Here is a 15,508-nt window from a genome sequence, read left to right as displayed (position 1 = left end):
CAGTCAGTGTCCTCACGAAGAGGGGGACACCGTTTCCGGTGTCCCCCTCTTGGCTGCTAGTCGCGGGCCGCGGTCAGACGTTCCGCGTGTTCCTGGAGCGAGCGGACGCCCACGTCGCCGTGGTTGAGGGCGTCGATGCCCTGGACGGCGGCGGCGAGTGCCTGGACCGTCGTCAGGCACGGCACGGACCGCGCCACGGCCGCCGTACGGATGTCGTAGCCGTCGAGGCGGCCGCCGGTGCCGTACGGGGTGTTGACGATGAGGTCGACCTCACCGTCGTGGATGAGCTGGACGATGGTCCGCTCGCCGTTCGGCCCGGGGCCGTCGGACTGCTTGCGCACGACGGTGGCGTGGAGGCCGTTGCGCTTGAGGACCTCGGCCGTGCCGGACGTGGCAAGCAGCTCGAAGCCATGGGCGACCAGCTCGCGCGCCGGGAAGATCATCGAGCGCTTGTCGCGGTTGGCGACCGAGATGAAGGCGCGGCCCTTGGTGGGCAGCGGGCCGTAGGCGCCTGACTGCGACTTGGCGTACGCCGTGCCGAAGACGGAGTCGATGCCCATGACCTCGCCGGTGGAACGCATCTCCGGGCCGAGGACCGTGTCGACGCCGCGGCCGTGGATGTCGCGGAAACGCGACCACGGCATCACGGCCTCCTTGACGGAGATCGGCGCGTCCAGCGGGAGCGTGCCACCGTCGCCGTTGGCCGGAAGCAGTCCCTCCGCGCGCAGCTCGGCGATGGTCGCGCCCAGCGAGATCCGGGCGGCGGCCTTCGCCAGCGGCACCGCGGTGGCCTTCGAGGTGAAGGGGACCGTACGGGACGCGCGCGGGTTGGCCTCCAGGACGTACAGGATGTCGCCGGCCAGCGCGAACTGGATGTTGATCAGGCCGCGCACGCCGACGCCCTTCGCGATGCCCTCGGTGGAGGCGCGCAGGCGCTTGATGTCGAAGCCGCCCAGCGTGATCGGCGGCAGGGCGCACGCCGAGTCGCCGGAGTGGATGCCGGCCTCCTCGATGTGCTCCATGACGCCGCCGAGGTACAGCTCCTCGCCGTCGTAGAGGGCGTCGACGTCGATCTCTATCGCGTCGTCGAGGAACCGGTCGACCAGCACCGGCCGGGACGGGCTGATCTCGGTCGACTCGGCGATGTACGCCTCCAGCCGGGTCTCGTCGTAGACGATCTCCATGCCGCGCCCGCCGAGCACGTACGACGGCCGCACCAGGACCGGGTAGCCGATCTCGTCGGCGATGGCCTTGGCCTCGTCGAAGGCCGTGGCGGTGCCGTGCTTGGGGGCAGGCAGGCCCGCCTCGGCCAGGACCCGCCCGAAGGCGCCCCGGTCCTCGGCGGCATGGATCGCCTCCGGGGAGGTGCCGACGACCGGCACGCCGTTGTCCTTGAGCGCCTGAGCGAGGCCCAGCGGGGTCTGGCCGCCGAGCTGCACGATCACGCCCGCGATGGGACCGGCCAGCGCCTCCGCGTGGACGATCTCCAGGACGTCCTCCAGCGTCAGCGGCTCGAAGTACAGCCGGTCGGAGGTGTCGTAGTCGGTGGAGACGGTCTCCGGGTTGCAGTTGACCATCACCGTCTCGTACCCGGCGTCGCGCAGCGCGAAGGAGGCGTGGACGCAGGAGTAGTCGAACTCGATGCCCTGGCCGATGCGGTTCGGGCCGGAGCCCAGGATGATGACCGCGGGCTTCTCGCGCGGGGCGACCTCGGTCTCCTCGTCGTAGGAGGAGTAGAAGTACGGCGTCTTCGCGGCGAACTCCGCGGCGCAGGTGTCGACCGTCTTGTAGACCGGGCGGATGCCCAGCGCGTGCCGGACCTCGCGGACCACGTCCTCGCGCAGGCCGCGGATCTCGCCGATCTGCTGGTCGGAGAAGCCGTGCCGCTTGGCCTCGGCCAGCAGGTCCGGGGTCAGCTCGGCAGCGGCCGCCAGCTCGTCGGCGGTCTCCTTGATGAGGAACAGCTGGTCGACGAACCACGGGTCGATCTTGGTGGCGTCGAAGACCTCCTCGGGCGTGGCGCCCGCGCGGATGGCCTGCATGACCGCGTTGATCCGCCCGTCGGTGGGCCGTACGGCCTCGTGCAGCAGCTCGTCCTTGTTTCCAGCGGAGCCGGGCTCCGCTACGAACGTGAACTGGCTGCCCTTCTTCTCCAGCGAGCGCAGCGCCTTCTGGAAGGCCTCGGTGAAGTTCCGGCCGATGGCCATGGCCTCGCCGACCGACTTCATGGTCGTGGTCAGCGTGGAGTCGGCCTGCGGGAACTTCTCGAAGGCGAACCGCGGCGCCTTGACCACGACGTAGTCGAGAGTCGGCTCGAAGGAGGCCGGGGTCTCCTGCGTGATGTCGTTCGGGATCTCGTCGAGGGTGTAGCCGACGGCGAGCTTCGCCGCGATCTTGGCGATCGGGAAGCCGGTCGCCTTGGAGGCCAGCGCCGAGGAGCGCGACACGCGCGGGTTCATCTCGATGACGATGACGCGCCCGTCGTCGGGGTTCACCGCGAACTGGATGTTGCAGCCGCCGGTGTCCACGCCGACCTCGCGGATGACGGCGATGCCGATGTCCCGCAGGATCTGGTACTCGCGGTCGGTGAGCGTCATCGCCGGGGCGACGGTGATGGAGTCGCCGGTGTGCACGCCCATGGGGTCGAAGTTCTCGATGGAGCAGACGACCACGACGTTGTCGTGCTTGTCGCGCATCAGCTCCAGCTCGTACTCCTTCCAGCCGAGGATGGACTCCTCCAGGAGCACCTCGGTGGTCGGCGACAGCGTGAGGCCCTGCCCGGCGATGCGGCGCAGTTCTTCCTCGTCGTGGGCGAAGCCGGAGCCGGCGCCGCCCATGGTGAAGGACGGGCGGACCACGACGGGGTAGCCGCCGAGCTGCTCGACGCCCCCCAGGACGTCGTCCATGGAGTGGCAGATCACCGAGCGGGCGGACTCGCCGTGCCCGATCTTGCGGTGGACGGCCGCCACGACATCCTTGAACTGGTCGCGGTCCTCGCCCTTGTGGATGGCCTCGGGCCTGGCGCCGATCAGTTCGACGCCGTATTTGGCCAGTACGCCGTTATCGTGCAGGGAGATCGCGGTGTTGAGCGCGGTCTGGCCGCCCAGGGTGGGCAGCAGGGCGTCGGGGCGCTCCTTGGCGATGATCTTCTCGACGAACTCGGGGTTGATCGGCTCGACGTAGGTGGCGTCGGCGATCTCCGGATCGGTCATGATCGTCGCCGGGTTGGAGTTGACGAGGATGACCCGCAGGCCCTCGGTCTTCAGGACCCGGCACGCCTGGGTGCCGGAGTAGTCGAACTCGGCGGCCTGACCGATAACGATCGGGCCGGAGCCGATGACCAGGACGGACTGGATATCGGTGCGCTTAGGCACGCTGGCCCTCCATCAGGGAGACGAAGCGGTCGAACAGGTAGGCGGCGTCGTGCGGACCGGCGGCCGCTTCGGGGTGGTACTGGACGGAGAAGGCCGGCTGGTCGAGCAACTGCAGCCCCTCCACGACGTTGTCGTTCAGGCAGACGTGGGACACCTCGGCGCGGCCGAACGGCGTGTCGCTGACCTGGTCGAGCGGGGCGTCCACGGCGAAGCCGTGGTTGTGCGCGGTGACCTCGACCTTGCCCGTGGTGCGGTCCTGGACCGGCTGGTTGATGCCGCGGTGGCCGTACTTCAGCTTGTACGTGCCGAAGCCGAGGGCGCGGCCGAGGACCTGGTTGCCGAAGCAGATGCCGAACAGCGGCGTCCCGCGCTTCAGGACGGCCGTCATCAGCGCCACGGGGCCGTCGGCGGTGGCCGGGTCGCCGGGGCCGTTGGAGAAGAACACGCCGTCGGGGCCCACGGCGTAGACGTCCTCCTCGGTCGCCGTCGCGGGCAGCACGTGCACCTCGATGCCGCGCTCGGCCATGCGGTGCGGGGTCATGCCCTTGATGCCGAGGTCGATCGCGGCGACGGTGAACCTCTTCGCGCCGACCGCCGGGACGACGTACGCCTCCTGGGTGGCGACCTCCTCGTAGAGGCTCGCGCCCTTCATGTGCGGCTGCTCCTGCACGCGCGCGAGGAGGTCCGCCTCGGGTGCTACCGCCTCGCCGGAGAAGATGCCGGCCCGCATCGAGCCGCGCTCGCGCAGGTGGCGGGTGAGGGCCCGGGTGTCGATGCCGGAGATGCCGACGACGCCCTGCCGGACCAGTTCGTCGTCGAGGGAGCGCTTGGCGCGCCAGTTGGACGGCACGCGCGCGGGGTCGCGCACGACGTATCCCGAGACCCAGATGCGGTGGGACTCGTCGTCCTCGTCGTTCCAGCCGGTGTTGCCGATCTGCGGGGCGGTGGCGACGACGATCTGGCGGTCGTACGACGGGTCGGTGAGGGTCTCCTGGTAGCCGGTCATGCCGGTGGAGAACACCGCTTCGCCGAAGGTCTCCCCCACGGCCCCGTAGGCGCGGCCGCGGAAGGTCCGGCCGTCCTCCAGGACGAGTACGGCGGGAGCCTTGCCGGCTTCCATTGTGGAGGTCGTCATCGTTCGGCGCCTTCCGTGCTGTTGGTTTCGATCATGGAGGTGAGGGCGTCGGCCCACTCGTTGTGCTCGGCCGCGCGGTCGGAGCGGAACCCGGAGTCGATCAGCTTCTCGCCGTGCGCCCAGGTCACGATCAGCAGACCGCCCTCGGTGAGCACCTTGCCGGCGATGCCCTTGTCGAGCCGGGCCTCGCGCACCGCGCCGGCCGGGATGAAGAAGTCGGTCGCCCCGGGGCGTACGACGTCCAGTCCCGCGTCCGTCAGGGTGAGCTCGACCCGGCTGCGGGTGCCGAGGCCGTGCGCGACGATGCGGTCGAGCCACTGACCGGCGGTGGTGGAGCCGTGGTAGCGGCCGCTCAGGCTCAGCTGTGCCGGGCCGGGGTCGTCCGGTGCCACGGGCAGTTCGGGCAGGTCGCCCTGGAGCGTGCCGCGCCACTTCCAGCCCTCGCGCATCAGCCAGTAGACGAGCGCGACGAAGAGGGCGAGGCCGACGACCCAGCCGATCCGGGCGGCCCAGTCGGTCACTTGCGCCGATTCCTTCTCGGCGGCCAGGAGGAGTACAGGTGTCACGTGAGCTTCCCGTCGACGAGCGTGGCCTTGCCCCGCAACCACGTGTGCGTCACACGGCCCGGCAGCTCACGCCCCTCGTACGGGGTGTTGCGGCTGCGCGAGGCGAAGCCCGCGGGATCCACGGAGCCACGGTATGCCGTGTCGACGAGGGTGAGGTTGGCGGGCTCACCTGCCGAGACGGGACGGCCGTGGCCCGCGGCCTGTCCGATCTGCGCGGGCTTGACGGACATACGGTCGGCTACGCCGGCCCAGTCCAGCAGGCCCGTGTCGACCATGGTCTCCTGGACCACTGACAACGCGGTCTCCAGGCCGACCATGCCCATGGCGGCCGCGGCCCACTCGCAGTCCTTGTCCTCGTGCGGGTGCGGGGCGTGGTCGGTGGCGACGATGTCGATCGTGCCGTCGGCGAGCGCCTCCCGCAGCGCCGTGACGTCACGCTCGGTGCGCAGCGGCGGGTTGACCTTGTAGACCGGGTTGTACGTCCGGACCAGCTCGTCGGTGAGGAGGAGGTGGTGCGGGGTCACCTCGGCGGTGACGTCGATGCCGCGGGACTTGGCCCACCGGACGATCTCCACCGACCCGGCGGTCGACAGGTGGCAGATGTGCACGCGCGAGCCGACGTGCTCGGCGAGCAGGACGTCCCGGGCGATGATCGATTCTTCGGCCACCGCAGGCCAGCCCCCGAGCCCCAGCTCGGCGGAGACGATGCCCTCGTTCATCTCGGCGCCCTCGGTCAGCCGCGGCTCCTGCGCGTGCTGGGCGATCACGCCGCCGAAGGCCTTCACGTACTCCAGGGCCCGGCGCATGATCACGGCGTCGTGCACGCACTTGCCGTCGTCGGAGAAGACGGTGACACCGGCCGCCGACTCGTGCATTGCGCCCAGTTCGGCGAGCTTGCTGCCCTCCAGGCCGACGGTGACGGCGCCGATCGGCCGCACGTCGCAGTAGCCGTGCTCCTTGCCGAGCCGCCAGACCTGCTCGACTACGCCGGCGGTGTCGGCGACCGGGAAGGTGTTGGCCATGGCGAACACGGCGGTGTAGCCGCCGGAGGCCGCCGCGCGGGTGCCGGTCAGCACGGTCTCGGAGTCCTCGCGGCCCGGCTCGCGCAGGTGGGTGTGCAGGTCGACCAGGCCCGGCAGCAGCACCTTGCCCTCGGCGTCCACAACGGTCACATCCTGCGCGCCTCCGGCACGACCGGCGCCCTCGGCCGACAGGCCGCCGCCCACCTCGGCGATCGTCCCGCCGTCGATCAGCACGTCCTGCGGCTCGCCGCCGAGTACCTTCGCACCACGGATCAGGGTCTTGCTCATCGTTCTTGTTTCTCCTCGGTGGTACGGGCGTGGGTGAGGGCGGGTTCGTTGCCGCCGAGCAGCAGGTACAGCACGGCCATCCGGGTGGAGACGCCGTTGGCGACCTGCTCGACGACGGTGCAGCGCTCGGAGTCGGCGACCTCGGCGGTGATCTCCATGCCGCGGACCATCGGACCGGGGTGCATGACGATGGCGTGCTCGGGCATCCGCGCCATGCGGTCGCCGTCGAGGCCGTAGCGCCGGGAGTACTCGCGCTCGGTCGGGAAGAAGGCGGCGTTCATCCGCTCGCGCTGGACGCGCAGCATCATCACCGCGTCGGACTTCGGCAGCGTGCTGTCGAGGTCGTACGACACCTCGCACGGCCAGGTCTCGACGCCGACCGGCAGCAGGGTGGGCGGGGCGACGAGGGTGACCTCGGCGCCGAGGGTGTGCAGCAGGTCGACGTTGGAGCGGGCGACGCGGCTGTGCAGCACGTCGCCGACGAGGGTGATCTGCCGGCCGGACAGGTCCTGGCCGATCCCGGCGTCCCGGCCGACCAGCCGGCGGCGCATGGTGAAGGCGTCCAGCAGGGCCTGGGTGGGGTGCTGGTGGGTGCCGTCGCCGGCGTTGATCACGGCTGCGTCGATCCAGCCGGAGTTGGCCAGCCGGTACGGGGCTCCGGAGGCGCCGTGCCGGATGACGACGGCGTCGACGCCCATGGCCTCCAGGGTCTGGGCGGTGTCCTTCAGGGACTCGCCCTTGGACACGCTGGAGCCCTTGGCGGAGAAGTTGATGACGTCCGCGGACAGCCGCTTCTCGGCGGCCTCGAAGGAGATCCGGGTGCGGGTGGAGTCCTCGAAGAAGAGGTTCACGACGGTGCGGCCGCGCAGGGTCGGCAGCTTCTTGATCGGCCGGTCGGCGACCCGGGCCATCTCCTCGGCGGTGTCGAGGATCAGGACGGCGTCGTCGCGGGTGAGGTCGGCGGCCGAGATGAGATGGCGCTGCATCTGTCAGGCTCCGTAAGGCAGTTAATTCGCAAGAATTCGGGGCAGACGGGCGCACACGAGGGCGCGCTGAGCGGGCGTACGGCAGCTGCCGTGCGCCTCGGCTGCTACTGGGCGGGCTGCTTGACGCCGAGCAGCACGGTGTCGCGACCGTCCTCCTCGGCGAGCTGGACCTTGACCGTCTCCCGCAACGACGTGGGGAGGTTCTTGCCGACGTAGTCGGCGCGGATGGGCAGTTCGCGGTGGCCGCGGTCGACGAGGACCGCGAGCTGCACCGCGCGCGGGCGCCCGATGTCGTTCAGGGCGTCGAGGGCGGCGCGGATGGTACGGCCGGAGAAGAGCACGTCGTCGACGAGGACGACGAGGCGGCCGTCGATGCCGTCACCGGGAATCTCGGTGCGGGCCAGCGCACGCGGCGGGTGCATGCGCAGGTCGTCGCGGTACATGGTGATGTCGAGCGAACCGCACGGCACCTTGCGTTCGGTGATCTCTTCGAGCTTGACGGCGAGCCGCTGGGCGAGGAAGACCCCGCGCGTCGGAATGCCGAGGAGCACCACGTCGTCGGCGCCCTTGGCGCGCTCGACGATCTCGTGGGCGATGCGGGTCAGTACCCGCGCGATGTCGGGCCCTTCGAGAACGGGCCGTGCATCGGACTGCGTGTCCTGCTTGTCCATATGAAACGGACCTCCTTCTCCGCCTCACGGGACGGACCTTAAAGGACGTCGGAATTGCGCCATCCACGGTAGCAGGCCACCCCGGCAGCCGGTGGCAGGCCCCCTGGCAGCCGGTGCCAGGCCTCATAGCAGCCGGTAGCGGGGCCTCCGGACGGTCCCACGACCGGCCCTTGTCACCCACTCGGCCCAGTCGATCGCCGATACCACGGAAGAGTCGGTGTGGACCATTCGGCTTGACGCAGGAGAATCACGCTGCGTAACCTCACAGTGAGTTACCAGCCGCGCGGCCCAGCCGCGTCGACACAGTGCCGGGGAGCTATATGTCCAGCGAATACGCCAAACAGCTCGGGGCCAAGCTCCGGGCCATCCGCACCCAGCAGGGCCTTTCCCTCCACGGTGTCGAGGAGAAGTCCCAGGGACGCTGGAAGGCGGTCGTGGTCGGGTCGTACGAGCGCGGCGACCGTGCCGTGACCGTACAGCGCCTCGCCGAGCTGGCGGATTTCTACGGGGTCCCCGTGCAGGAGCTGCTGCCGGGCACCACACCGGGCGGCGCGGCCGAGCCCCCGCCGAAGCTGGTCCTGGACCTGGAGCGGCTGGCCACGGTGCCGGCCGAGAAGGCGGGCCCCCTCCAGCGGTACGCGGCCACGATCCAGTCCCAGCGCGGTGACTACAACGGCAAGGTGCTCTCGATCCGCCAGGACGACCTGCGCACACTCGCCGTCATCTACGATCAGTCGCCGTCGGTCCTCACCGAGCAGCTGATCAGCTGGGGCGTCCTGGACGCGGACGCCCGCCGCGCGGTCACCCACGCCGAGGAAAGCTGACCGCTCCCCGGCTGAGCAGAAACGTGCCGCCGGGGCGGCAGAACCCCTTGAGGGTTCCTGCCACCCCGGCGCTTTTTCATGCCGTGAAGAACAACGCCCTGAAGGGGCGCGGGTCTGTGTCGATATGCGGCTCCGCCGCGTGGGCGCGACCAGCCACAGCCAACCCGCAGCCGCGCTCCCAGCGCACCCCTAGGGCGCTACGCCTCTTTGCGACGCAGTGACGGCTTGAGGTCCTTCAACCGGCCAAGCAGCCCATTGACGAACGCCGGCGACTCCTCGGTCGAGAACTCCTTCGCCAGCTGCACCATCTCATCGAGCACAACGGCATCCGGCGTCTCATCGGCCCAGATCAGCTCATACGCCCCGAGGCGCAGGATATTGCGGTCCACGACCGGCATCCGATCGAGCGTCCATCCGACGGCATACTGTGCAATCAGCTCGTCGATCCGCGCAGCGCACTTCGCATAGCCCTCGACCAGCTGCATCGTGTACTCGCTCACCGGCGGCTGCCGGGTGTCGGTCCGGGACAGCCGGACCCAGTCCGCGAGGACCGTGAGGACGTCGGCGCCGCGCTGGTCGCCCTCGAAGAGGATCTGGAAGGCGCGCTTGCGGGCCGTGTTGCGGGCAGCCACGGTTAGCTGGTCACCCGGCCGAGGTAGTCGCTGCTGCGGGTGTCGACCTTGATCTTCTCACCGGTGGTGATGAAGAGCGGGACCTGGATCTGGTGACCGGTCTCCAGCGTGGCGGGCTTGGTGCCGCCGGTGGAGCGGTCGCCCTGGATGCCCGGCTCGGTCTCCTGGATGGTCAGCTCGACGGCGGCCGGCAGCTCGACGAAAAGCACCTCGCCCTCGTGCTGGGCCACGGTCGCCTCGAAGCCCTCGACGAGGAAGTTCGCGGCGTCACCGACGACCTTGCGGTCGATGTGCAGCTGGTCGTAGGTCTCCATGTCCATGAAGACGAAGTAGTCACCGTCCATGTACGAGAACTGCATGTCGCGCTTGTCGACAGTGGCCGTTTCGACCTTGACGCCGGCGTTGAAGGTCTTGTCGACCACCTTGCCGGACAGCACGTTCTTGAGCTTGGTGCGCACGAAGGCCGGGCCCTTGCCGGGCTTGACGTGCTGGAACTCGACGACGGACCAGAGCTGGCCGCCTTCGAGCTTGAGCACCATGCCGTTCTTGAGGTCGTTCGTGGAAGCCACGGTTGCGGAATCTCCTGGACTGACGTACGACCCCGGGGCAGGCGCGCAGCGCGAGGCTAGAGCGCGAGCAGCTCCTTGGTCGTGATGGTGAGTAGCTCGGGTCCGCCGTCCGCCTCGGGGCGCACGACGAGCGTGTCATCGATCCGGACACCACCCCGGCCCGGGAGGTGGACCCCCGGTTCGACGGTGACCGGCACGCAAGCGTCCAGTTTACCCATGGCCGCGGGGGCCAACTGCGGGTCCTCGTCGATTTCGAGTCCGAGCCCGTGACCGGTGAGGGGAGGCAGGGCCTCGGCGTACCCCCCTGAGTCCAGCACCTGACGTGCGGCGCGGTCAACATCGCGGCAGGCGGCGCCGGGTGCCAGGGCCTCGCGTCCGGCGCGCTGGGCGGCGAAGACCAGGTCGTACAGCTCGATCTGCCAGTCCGCGGGCGCGGTGCCGATGACGAAGGTACGGCCGATCTCACAGCGGTAGCCGCGGTAGACGGCGCCGAGGCAGACGGAGAGGAAGTCGCCCTCCTCGACACGGCGGTCGGTGGGGCGGTGACCACGGCGGCCCGCGTTCGGTCCGGTGGCGACCGCGGTCGGGAAGGCGGGCCCGTCGGCGCCGTGGTCGACGAGGCGTCGCTCCAGTTCCAGGGCGAGGTGGCGCTCGGTGCGGCCGACGAGGATGGATTCGAGGAGTTCGCCCAGCGCCTGGTCGACGATCTCGGCGCCGATGCGCACGCAGGAGAGCTCCTCCTCGTCCTTGACGACCCTGAGCTGCTCGACCGCGCCGCCGAGGTCGGCGAGCCGCAGGCGCGGGGCGACCTGGCGGAGGGCGCGGTGGCGGGCGACGGTGAGGTGGTGTTCCTCCACGGCGAGGGAGTCGGCGCGCTGGGCGGTGGCGAGGTCGGCGGCGGCGACGGCGGGGTCGCCGCCGGAGCCGGGGAGGGTGTGCAGGCGGAGCGAGTCGTCGGGGTGGCCGTGGGTGGGGCGGTCGTCCGGTGGGCCGGCGAAGACGAGCACGTCCTCGGTCCTGCCGAGCAGCAGGACGGCGTTCTGGGGGGCGGCGCCGGCGAGGTAGCGCACGTTGGCGGGGCGGGAGATCAGCGCGGATTGGCTGCCGCCGGCGTTGCAGCGTGCCCTCAGCCGGGTTCGGCGTGCCTCGTACACCTCTGACATGAGACGAGCGTAGGAGGGGTGGGCGATTTGTGCCGGTTGGGAGGGCGCCGATCGGAGTAGGGGGTGCCGCTTGAGGTTGTACGCCGGGTGCGCGCCGGTGGGGCTTGGCTCGCCCACGCGGCGGAGCGCCCACGCGGCGGGGCCGCATATTTGACACAGCCCCGCGCCCTGAGGTTTCTCCGCTCCCCTTGGCTACGAGGCACCCCACTCCTCCTGGGCTACCAGTTCGGGGGGCTTGCGATTGATCTTGACAGGACCTCGTTGAGGACTCGGGCTGTTTCCGGGATGCCGAGTTGGGAGTTGTCGATGATGGGGAGGCCGGAGCCGTACCAGCCGGCCATGCGGCCGTGGATGCGGGCGACCTCCTCGTCGGTGAGGCGGCGGTTGCCGGTGCGTTCGGCGTTGCGTTCCAGGACGATGTCGAGGCCGGGCAGCAGCACGACCGGGAGCAGGCCGGGGCCGACGTGGCGTTTCCAGCCGCCGAGGCCGACGACGGGGCGGTCGGGGAAGACGGCGTCGTCGAGGATGCACGAGATGCCGTTGGCGAGGAAGTTGCGTGCGGCGAAGCCGCAGGTGCGGCGGGCCAGGCGGTACTGGGCCTCGGAGTTGTCGTTCCAGCCGGACTGGGGGTCGGCGAAGCCGGAGCGGACCCATTCGCGCACGTCGTCGAGGCTGATGTGAGCGGTGGGCACACGGCGGTGGTCGGCCCAGTGTTTGGCGACGCTGGTCTTGCCGGCGCCCGCGGGGCCTATGAGCAGCACCGCGAGGGTCGTGGTCGTCGGGTCGGGGGCGGTGGTGGCCGGTGGCGTGCTGGGCATGCCGACCGGGCCGCCGGGCGGAAGCGGTACGTGGCCGGTGGTCTCCGGCGTGGGTGGTGCCGGGGCGTGCTGCGCAGCCGGCTGCTGGGGGGCCGACGGGTGCGGGGCGGGCTGGTGCGGCACGGGCGGGACCGGGCCCGGGGGTGCTCCGGTGAAGCCCGGTGCCGGGTGCGGCGGGGGCACGGGGGCCGGCCCCTGGTGCGCTCCCGGGGGCGGACCCGGGTGGTGTGCGGCCGGCGACCAGCCGGCGGCCGGTCCGTGCCCCGGCTGGTGGGGCGGCGGCAGCGGAGAACCCACTGCGTGCTGCATCCGGTGCCACTCCGTCTCGTACAGGCGATGGGCGCTGACAGCGGGCGGGCCCGCCGTTGCTACCGAACGGTACCGCCCCTGGTCGTCGATTGGTGAACGGCCAGGGGCGGTGTGAAGTGCCCAGTGGCACAAGGCGAATCGGGCAGAAGGCGTACCGGAGTCCTTACTGGCCCACTTCACCATAGGCGGCGAGGAGTACGGCCGGGTCGGGGCCCTCCAAGACGGTGGGCTTGGCCAGGCCGTCGAGCACGATGAAGCGCAGCAGGTCGCCGCGGGACTTCTTGTCGACCTTCATGGTCTCCAGCAGCTTGGGCCACTGGTCGTAGCGGTAGTGCAGCGGAAGTCCGACCGCTTCGAGGATCGTACGGTGGCGGTCGGCCGTCGCGTCGTCCAAGCGGCCCGCCAGGCGGCCGAGTTCGGCGGCGAAGTGCATGCCCACGGCCACGGCGGCGCCGTGCCGCCACGTGTAGCGCTCGTTCTTCTCGATGGCGTGGCCGAGGGTGTGGCCGTAGTTGAGGATCTCCCGCAGGCCGGACTCCTTCAGGTCGGAGGAGACGACCTCGGCCTTGACCTTGATGGACCGCTCGATCAGCTCGGCGGTGTGCGGGCCGGCCGGGGTGCGGGCGGCCTCGGGGTCGGACTCGATCAGGTCCAGGATCACCGGATCGGAGATGAACCCGGCCTTGATGACCTCCGCCAGGCCCGAGACGTAGTCGTTGACCGGGAGGGAGTCCAGCGCGGCCAGGTCGCACAGGACGCCGGCGGGCGGATGGAAGGCGCCCACCAGGTTCTTGCCCTCGGCGGTGTTGATGCCGGTCTTCCCGCCGACCGCGGCGTCCACCATGGCCAGCACGGTGGTCGGGATGGCGATCCAGCGCACGCCGCGCAGCCAGGTCGCGGCCACGAACCCGGCCAGGTCGGTGGTCGCGCCGCCGCCGACGCCGACGATGACGTCGGTGCGCGTGAACCCGGACTGGCCCAGTGCCTTCCAGCAGTAGGCGGCGACCTCGGCGGTCTTGGCCTCCTCGGCGTTGGGCACCTGGATGGCGACGGCCTCATAGCCCTGGTCGGCCAGGTCGGCACGGAGCGCCTCGCCGGTTTCGGCCAGCGCCTCGGGGTGGATGAGGGCGACCCGCCTGGCCTTCGCGCCGATCAAACCGCCCAGCTCACCGAGGAGTTGACGGCCCACCAGGACCTCGTACGGCTCGCTGCCCGCGGTGCCGCCGACCTGGATCCGGGTGACTGCCTCGCTCATGCTTCCTTCAACTCCAGTGAATCCAGGGCGGCTTGGGTGACCTCTTCAGGCGTACAGCCATCGGTCGCCACCACAGCCGTGGCGACCTCCTCGTACAGGTGCCGCCGCGCCTCCATCAACTCCCGCCACTGCTTGCGCGGGTTGACGGCGAGCAGCGGCCGGGCGACGTTGAGGCCGGTCCGCCTGACCGCCTCCTCCACGTCCATCGACAGGTACACGACCCGCTGCCCGGCGAGCAGCGCGCGCGTGTCGTCGTCGAGGACCGCGCCGCCGCCGAGTGCCAAGATGCCGTCGTGCTCGGCGAGCGCGGTCTGCACCGCCCGCTTCTCGATGGCCCGGAAGGCCGGCTCGCCCTCCTCGACGAAGATGTCGGCGATGGTCCGGCCCTGCTCGGTGACGATGTCCTCGTCGGTGTCCCGGTATCCGACCCCGAGCCGCTCGGCCAGCATCCGCCCGACCGTGGACTTGCCCACGCCCATCGGGCCGACCAGGACGATCAACGGCGCGCTCATCGGATGGCGATGTTGTCGAGGTACGACCGGACGTTGCGGCGGGTCTCGGTCACGCTGTCGCCGCCGAACTTCTCCGCGACCGCGTCCGCCAGGACCAGCGCGACCATCGCCTCGGCGACGATGCCGGCCGCCGGTACCGCGCAGACGTCCGAGCGCTGGTGATGGGCCTGCGTCGCCTCGCCGGTGACCACGTCCACGGTCGCCAGCGCCCGCGGCACCGTCGCGATCGGCTTCATCGCGGCACGCACCCGCAGCAACTCACCCGTGGACAGCCCGCCCTCGGTGCCACCGGAACGGCCGGTGGCCCGCCGGATGCCCTCGCCGGTGGAGACGATCTCGTCGTGTGCCTTGGACCCCGGCACCCGCGCCAGCTCGAAGCCGTCGCCGACCTCGACACCCTTGATCGCCTGGATGCCCATCAGCGCCGCGGCCAGGCGGGCATCCAGGCGACGGTCCCAGTGCACGTGCGAGCCCAGACCCACCGGCACGCCGTACGCCAGCACCTCCACCACACCACCCAGGGTGTCGCCGTCCTTGTGGGCCTGGTCGATCTCCGCGACCATCGCCTTCGACGCGTCCGCGTCCAGACAGCGCACCGGATCGGCGTCCAGCCTCTCCACATCCGACGGCTTCGGGTACACCCCGTACGGCGCCTTCGCCGCGGCCAGTTCGACCACATGGGAGACGATCTCGATGCCGGCCGTCTCCTTCAGGTACGACCGGGCCACCGCGCCCAGCGCGACACGCGCCGCGGTCTCCCGCGCGCTCGCCCGCTCCAGCACCGGCCTCGCCTCGTCGAAGCCGTACTTCTGCATGCCCGCCAGGTCCGCGTGGCCGGGCCGGGGCCGGGTCAGCGGCGCGTTGCGGGCCAGACCGGCGAGGACCTCCGGGTCGACCGGGTCGGCTGCCATGACCTGCTCCCACTTCGGCCACTCGCTGTTGCCCACCATGATCGCGACCGGGGAGCCCAGGCTGAGGCCGTGCCGGACGCCGCCGACGAAGGTGACCTCGTCCTGCTCGAACTTCATCCGCGCACCGCGTCCGTAGCCGAGCCGGCGCCGGGCCAGGTGGTCCGCCACCATCTCCGTGGTGATCGGCACTCCGGCGGGAAGGCCCTCCAGCGTCGCCACGAGTGCGGGACCGTGGGACTCCCCCGCGGTCAGCCAGCGCAACCTGCTCAACGGTGCTCCTCAGTCTCGCGCCCTGGTACTTCCCTGCGTACGCGGGTCCTCGCGTACAGCGACGGCGCGACCGGGTGCGCGGCTCCGGTCCGCCACCTCCGATCCTCCCACGTCCGGCGGCCGGACCCGGCCGCCGGTCCATCAGGCGGACGGAGGTACCCCGGGCTGACCGGCCCAGTCCTGCCGCGGCGCGTAGGTCCCAG

14 protein-coding genes are annotated in these 15,508 nt (G+C 70.8%); 1 reads left to right on the top strand and 13 read right to left on the bottom strand.

The window, feature by feature from the left end; all coding sequences use genetic code 11:
• Positions 1 to 56 precede the first annotated feature (56 nt).
• The 6 genes from carB to pyrR form a co-directional block, all read right to left on the bottom strand.
• Positions 57 to 3,374, bottom strand: a complete 3,318-nt coding sequence (gene carB / locus H8R17_RS12280) for a carbamoyl-phosphate synthase large subunit (protein ID WP_187823189.1) — start codon at positions 3,372 to 3,374, stop codon at positions 57 to 59.
• Complete coding sequence (gene carA, locus H8R17_RS12275; RefSeq protein WP_187823188.1) at positions 3,367 to 4,509, bottom strand: glutamine-hydrolyzing carbamoyl-phosphate synthase small subunit; 1,143 nt, start codon at positions 4,507 to 4,509, stop codon at positions 3,367 to 3,369. The genes carB and carA overlap by 8 nt, the downstream gene beginning before the upstream one ends.
• Positions 4,506 to 5,075 (bottom strand): hypothetical protein, encoded by a 570-nt coding sequence (locus tag H8R17_RS12270; protein ID WP_187823187.1) that lies wholly within the window; start codon positions 5,073 to 5,075, stop codon positions 4,506 to 4,508. The genes carA and H8R17_RS12270 overlap by 4 nt, the downstream gene beginning before the upstream one ends.
• Positions 5,072 to 6,385 carry a dihydroorotase gene (locus tag H8R17_RS12265; protein ID WP_187823186.1) on the bottom strand — a complete coding sequence of 438 codons (1,314 nt, stop codon included), beginning with the start codon at positions 6,383 to 6,385 and terminating at the stop codon, positions 5,072 to 5,074. Before H8R17_RS12265 ends, H8R17_RS12270 begins: the two co-directional genes overlap by 4 nt.
• Positions 6,382 to 7,371: an aspartate carbamoyltransferase catalytic subunit gene (locus H8R17_RS12260; RefSeq protein WP_187823185.1), complete on the bottom strand. Its 990-nt coding sequence runs from the start codon at positions 7,369 to 7,371 to the stop codon at positions 6,382 to 6,384. The genes H8R17_RS12265 and H8R17_RS12260 overlap by 4 nt, the downstream gene beginning before the upstream one ends.
• 104 nt (positions 7,372 to 7,475) lie before the next feature.
• Entirely contained in the window at positions 7,476 to 8,042 is a 567-nt protein-coding gene (pyrR, locus tag H8R17_RS12255) for a bifunctional pyr operon transcriptional regulator/uracil phosphoribosyltransferase PyrR (protein ID WP_187823184.1), read from the bottom strand.
• A gap of 320 nt (positions 8,043 to 8,362) precedes the next feature.
• Here pyrR and bldD point away from each other — a divergent pair, with 320 nt between their 5' ends.
• Positions 8,363 to 8,866 carry a transcriptional regulator BldD gene (gene bldD, locus H8R17_RS12250; RefSeq protein ID WP_187823183.1) on the top strand — a complete coding sequence of 168 codons (504 nt, stop codon included), beginning with the start codon at positions 8,363 to 8,365 and terminating at the stop codon, positions 8,864 to 8,866.
• 197 nt (positions 8,867 to 9,063) lie between these two features.
• On the opposite strand, the gene nusB is transcribed toward bldD, so the two are convergent.
• From nusB to aroC, 7 genes are all read right to left on the bottom strand, one after another.
• The gene (nusB, locus tag H8R17_RS12245) at positions 9,064 to 9,498 is read right to left on the bottom strand and encodes a transcription antitermination factor NusB (RefSeq protein WP_187823182.1); all 435 of its coding nucleotides are present in this window, start codon (positions 9,496 to 9,498) and stop codon (positions 9,064 to 9,066) included.
• Between the two features lie 2 nt (positions 9,499 to 9,500).
• Positions 9,501 to 10,067, bottom strand: a complete 567-nt coding sequence (gene efp / locus H8R17_RS12240) for an elongation factor P (RefSeq protein WP_187823181.1) — start codon at positions 10,065 to 10,067, stop codon at positions 9,501 to 9,503.
• Positions 10,068 to 10,123: 56 nt separating this feature from the next.
• A complete protein-coding gene (locus tag H8R17_RS12235) occupies positions 10,124 to 11,230 on the bottom strand; it encodes an aminopeptidase P family protein (RefSeq protein WP_187823180.1) in 1,107 nt (368 codons plus the stop codon).
• 218 nt (positions 11,231 to 11,448) lie between these two features.
• Positions 11,449 to 12,357 carry a Pro-rich N-terminal domain-containing protein gene (locus H8R17_RS12230; protein WP_187823179.1) on the bottom strand — a complete coding sequence of 303 codons (909 nt, stop codon included), beginning with the start codon at positions 12,355 to 12,357 and terminating at the stop codon, positions 11,449 to 11,451.
• A gap of 163 nt (positions 12,358 to 12,520) precedes the next feature.
• On the bottom strand, positions 12,521 to 13,612 hold the full coding sequence (aroB, locus tag H8R17_RS12225) for a 3-dehydroquinate synthase (RefSeq protein WP_187823178.1): 1,092 nt from the start codon (positions 13,610 to 13,612) through the stop codon (positions 12,521 to 12,523).
• Positions 13,609 to 14,124 (bottom strand): shikimate kinase, encoded by a 516-nt coding sequence (locus tag H8R17_RS12220; protein ID WP_187823177.1) that lies wholly within the window; start codon positions 14,122 to 14,124, stop codon positions 13,609 to 13,611. Before H8R17_RS12220 ends, aroB begins: the two co-directional genes overlap by 4 nt.
• Positions 14,121 to 15,305 carry a chorismate synthase gene (gene aroC / locus H8R17_RS12215; RefSeq protein ID WP_187823176.1) on the bottom strand — a complete coding sequence of 395 codons (1,185 nt, stop codon included), beginning with the start codon at positions 15,303 to 15,305 and terminating at the stop codon, positions 14,121 to 14,123. The genes H8R17_RS12220 and aroC overlap by 4 nt, the downstream gene beginning before the upstream one ends.
• Positions 15,306 to 15,508: the final 203 nt, after the last annotated feature.

The sequence above is a fragment of the Streptomyces sp. TRM68367 genome (assembly GCF_014495685.1).
Lineage (GTDB): Bacteria > Actinomycetota > Actinomycetes > Streptomycetales > Streptomycetaceae > Streptomyces.
Note: the sequence above shows the minus strand (reverse complement) of the source record. Positions and strands in the feature narration are given on the sequence as shown.

What these genes read in the sequence shown, in the direction of transcription:
- H8R17_RS12220 (WP_187823177.1), bottom strand. Translation starts at nt 14,124, where the DNA reads ATGAGCGCGCCGTTGATCGTCCTGGTCGGCCCGATGGGCGTGGGCAAG.
- carA (WP_187823188.1), bottom strand. Translation starts at nt 4,509, where the DNA reads ATGACGACCTCCACAATGGAAGCCGGCAAGGCTCCCGCCGTACTCGTC.
- H8R17_RS12235 (WP_187823180.1), bottom strand. Translation starts at nt 11,230, where the DNA reads ATGTCAGAGGTGTACGAGGCACGCCGAACCCGGCTGAGGGCACGCTGC.
- H8R17_RS12260 (WP_187823185.1), bottom strand. Translation starts at nt 7,371, where the DNA reads ATGCAGCGCCATCTCATCTCGGCCGCCGACCTCACCCGCGACGACGCC.
- pyrR (WP_187823184.1), bottom strand. Translation starts at nt 8,042, where the DNA reads ATGGACAAGCAGGACACGCAGTCCGATGCACGGCCCGTTCTCGAAGGG.
- H8R17_RS12230 (WP_187823179.1), bottom strand. Translation starts at nt 12,357, where the DNA reads ATGCAGCACGCAGTGGGTTCTCCGCTGCCGCCGCCCCACCAGCCGGGG.
- H8R17_RS12265 (WP_187823186.1), bottom strand. Translation starts at nt 6,385, where the DNA reads ATGAGCAAGACCCTGATCCGTGGTGCGAAGGTACTCGGCGGCGAGCCG.
- bldD (WP_187823183.1), top strand. Translation starts at nt 8,363, where the DNA reads ATGTCCAGCGAATACGCCAAACAGCTCGGGGCCAAGCTCCGGGCCATC.
- aroB (WP_187823178.1), bottom strand. Translation starts at nt 13,612, where the DNA reads ATGAGCGAGGCAGTCACCCGGATCCAGGTCGGCGGCACCGCGGGCAGC.